The 3729-nt window shown below is 66.2% G+C and carries 3 protein-coding genes; all 3 read left to right on the forward strand.

Translation table 11 applies throughout. From position 1 onward, the window contains the following. On the forward strand, positions 1–524 hold a 524-nt coding region (locus E4631_RS26180), incomplete at its 5' end, for a hypothetical protein (protein WP_166647966.1). Between the two features lie 55 nt (positions 525–579). Next, a complete protein-coding gene (locus E4631_RS25520; protein ID WP_240735245.1) occupies positions 580–2883 on the forward strand; it encodes a heavy metal translocating P-type ATPase in 2304 nt (767 codons plus the stop codon). Beyond that, positions 2880–3729 (forward strand): cation diffusion facilitator family transporter (locus E4631_RS25525; RefSeq protein ID WP_133656196.1); only part of this gene is annotated, 850 nt, incomplete at its 3' end. The genes E4631_RS25520 and E4631_RS25525, both read left to right, overlap by 4 nt.

The raw sequence follows: 3729 nt of genomic DNA on the forward strand, positions 1-3729 counted from the left end.
GGGCCGAGCGCTGGCCCCTGCGGCGGGCCGTGGGCGTGACGGCGGTGGCGGGCCTGGCGCACGTGCTGAGCACGGTGCTGCTGGGCCTGGGGCTGGGCCTGCTGGGCTGGCGGCTCTCGGCGCGGTTCTCGCAGTTTGCGGGCGTGGCGGCCCCGGCCCTGCTCATCGGCATCGGCCTGCTCTACGCCCTCTCCGGCCGGGGCCACACCCACCCCGACCCCTCCCCGGTGCCGGTTCGGCCCCGGGGCCGGGTGGTGCTGGGGCTGGCGGCCACCATGTTCCTGGCCCCCTGCCTGGAGATTCAAACCTTCTTCCTGGCCGCCGGCACCCACGGCACGCCCGCGCTGGCCCTGGTCATGGGCACTTACCTGGTGGTGTCGGTGGGGGCCATGAGCACGCTGGTGGCGCTGGCCTACTCGGGCCTGCGGCGCCTGAACCTGGATGGCCTGGCCCACTACGAGCGCCGCTTTACCGGGGCAGTACTCGTACTGGTGGGCGTGGCCGGCTTTTTCGTGGACTGGTAGCCGCCCCGACGGCCCCGACATCTTTTACTCACCGTTTCTATTGCCTGCTTTTACTATGCCCGACCCTTCATCCGACAACCTCAACGAGGAGCTGAACACTGCCAAGCAGGTGCAGCCCGAAAACGTGGGCGCGCTCAGTCGTGAGCAGCTCACGCCCGAAGCGGCCGCCGCGCCGCAGGGCCACGACGTGCCCGGCCACGACCACGCCCCAGCAGATGACCCGGACGAGCACGCCGGCCACAACCACGACCATGCGGGCCATCACCACCCGGCCGGCAAAAAGGTGGTGGAAAAAGGCGAAGCAGCCGCCAAGGACGACCACGCCGGCCACGACCACGGCAGCGGCGATGACCACGACCACGGCCCGGCCGGCGACAACCCCTACCTGGTGCCGGGCATCAGCTTTGCCCTGCTCATCGCCGGCATCGCCCTGGACTACTACAAAGTGGGCTTTTTCACCGGCTACGTGCGCCTGGCCTGGTACGGGCTGGCGTTCGTGCTTGTGGGCTGGAAGGTGGTGAAGGCCGCCGTGCTCAGCATTCCCTCGGGCAACATCTTCAACGAGTTTCTGCTTATGAGCATCGCCACCATCGGCGCGTTTGCCATTGGCGAGTACCCCGAGGGCGTGGCCGTGATGCTGTTCTACACCGTGGGCGAGTTGTTTCAGGACGCGGCCGTGAACCGGGCCAAGCGCAGCATCCGGGCCCTGCTGGAAATTCAGGCCACCGAAGTCACGGTTATCCGCGACGGCCGCAGCCAGGTGCTCGACCCCAAGGAAGTGGTGGTCGGCGACACCATTGAGGTGAAGCCCGGCGAGAAAGTGGCCCTGGACGGCACGCTAGCCAAGGGCCCGGCCAGCTTCAATACCTCGGCCCTCACCGGCGAGTCCGTACCGCAAACCAAGCAAGCGGGCGAGGTGGTGCTAGCCGGCATGGTCAACCTGGAATCGCTGATTCAGGTGGCCGTGACGGCCAACTACAAGGACACCAAGCTGGCCAAAATCCTGGCCATGGTGCAGGACGCGGTGGGGCGCAAGGCCAAGACCCAGCAGTTCATCACCAAGTTCGCCAAAGTCTACACGCCCATCGTGGTGGCGCTGGCCGTGCTGCTCGTGGCCGTGCCCTACTTTGTGGTAGACGACTACGTGTTCCGCGACTGGCTGTACCGGGCGCTGGTGTTTCTGGTAATTTCCTGCCCCTGCGCGCTGGTTATCAGCGTGCCGCTCGGCTACTTCGGCGGCATCGGCGCGGCCTCCAAAGCCGGCATCCTGTTCAAGGGCTCCAACTTCCTGGACGTGATGCGCGAAATTGACACGGTGGTGATGGACAAAACCGGCACGCTCACACAGGGCGTCTTTGCCGTGCAGCAGGTGCAGACCGTGCCCGGCCGCGAAGCCCCGGAGCTGCTGCGCTTGGTCGCGGCCCTGGAAACCAAGTCCACCCACCCCATTGCCAAGGCCGTGGTCACCCACGTGGAGGCGGCTTCGGCGAGCAACGTGCCGGTTGAAAATGTGGAGGAAATCGCCGGCCACGGCCTGCGCGGCCAAGTGGACGGCCGCGACGTGTTGGCTGGCAACACCAAGCTGCTGGCCAAGTTCAACGTGGCCTATCCGGCCGAAGTCGACCAGATACAGGACAGCATCGTGGTGGCCGCCATCGACGGACAATACGCGGGCTACCTCACCGTGGCCGACGCGCCGAAGGAAGACGCGGCGCAAACCGTGCGCGAGCTGCGGGCCGATGGCATCACCAAAATCGTGATGCTCTCCGGCGACAAGGACAGCATCGTGCAGCGTGTGGCCAAGGAGCTCGGCATTGACGAGGCGTACGGCGGGCTGCTGCCCGAAGACAAGGCCCGCTACGTGCAGCAGTACCTCGACGCGGGCCGCAAGCTCGCCTTCGTGGGCGACGGCGTGAACGACGCCCCGGTCGTGGCCCTGGCCGACGTGGGCATTGCCATGGGCGGCCTCGGCTCCGACGCCACCATCGAAACGGCTGACGTGGTGATTCAAACCGACCATCCCAGCAAGATTGCCACCGCCCGCCGCATCGCCCGGGCCACCCACCGCGTGGTGTGGCAGAACATCTGGCTGGCCTTTATTGTGAAGGGCATCGTGCTGGCCCTCGGCGCGGGCGGCCTGGCCACCATGTGGGAGGCGGTATTTGCCGACGTGGGCGTGGCCCTGCTGGCCATCCTGAACGCCGTGCGCATTCAGCGCATGGACTACTCTACCCCGCGGGCAGCTGGCCCCGGGCCGGCTCTGGCGCCGGCCGTGCCAGCAGGGGGGAATAGGGATTCGGTGCTGGAGAAGATGCCAGCTAACATGCGTCATGGCGCACAACACGACCAATCCATATGAGTGGCGACCACGAAATCAGCCGGAGCGCGGCGGCCCGTAACAAGCGTCCCCTGACCATTGTCTTTTTTCTCACCCTAACCTACCTGGTAGCGGAAGTGGTGGGCGGCTGGTGGACGGGCAGTCTGGCCCTGCTGGCCGACGCGGGCCACATGCTGACCGACGTGGCGGGCGTGGGGCTGGCGCTGCTGGCCATCCGCTTCGGCGAGAAGCCCGCCACGCCCACGCGGACCTACGGCTACTACCGCTTCGAAATCCTGGCCGCGCTGACCAACGCGGTGGTGCTCATCCTGATTTCGATTTACATCCTCTACGAGGCCTACCTGCGCTTTTTGAACCCGCCCAAGGTCGAAAGCACCACCATGATGTGGGTCGCCGGCCTGGGCCTGCTCGTGAACCTGTACGGGGTATACCTGCTGCGCAAAAGCTCGGACGAAAGCCTGAACATGAAGGGTGCCTATTTCGAGGTCTTGTCTGATATGCTCACCTCCGTGGGCGTGATGGTGGCCGGCGTTATCATGCTCACCACCAAGTGGTACTACGCCGACCCGCTGCTCTCGGCCGGCATCGGCCTGTTCATTTTGCCCCGCACTTGGGTGCTGCTCAAGGAGGCGGTGAACGTGCTGCTGGAAAGCACGCCCAAGGACGTGAACATCGAAACCCTGCGCCAGGGCCTACTGCAGGTACCCGGCGTGGCCGCCGTGCACGACGTGCACGCCTGGGTGCTCACCTCGGGCGTGAACGCGCTGAGCCTGCACGTGGTGCTCACCGACGACGCGCACCACGAGGACGTGCTCACCCGCGCCCACGAGTATATCACGGGCAAGCACCCCATTCAGCACGCCACCA

Origin of the sequence: Hymenobacter sp. UV11 (genome assembly GCF_004684095.1) — a bacterium.
Taxonomy (GTDB): domain Bacteria; phylum Bacteroidota; class Bacteroidia; order Cytophagales; family Hymenobacteraceae; genus Hymenobacter.

Coding starts and splice junctions, on each gene's coding strand:
- E4631_RS25520 (WP_240735245.1), top strand. CDS start 580: ATGCCCGACCCTTCATCCGACAACCTCAACGAGGAGCTGAACACTGCC.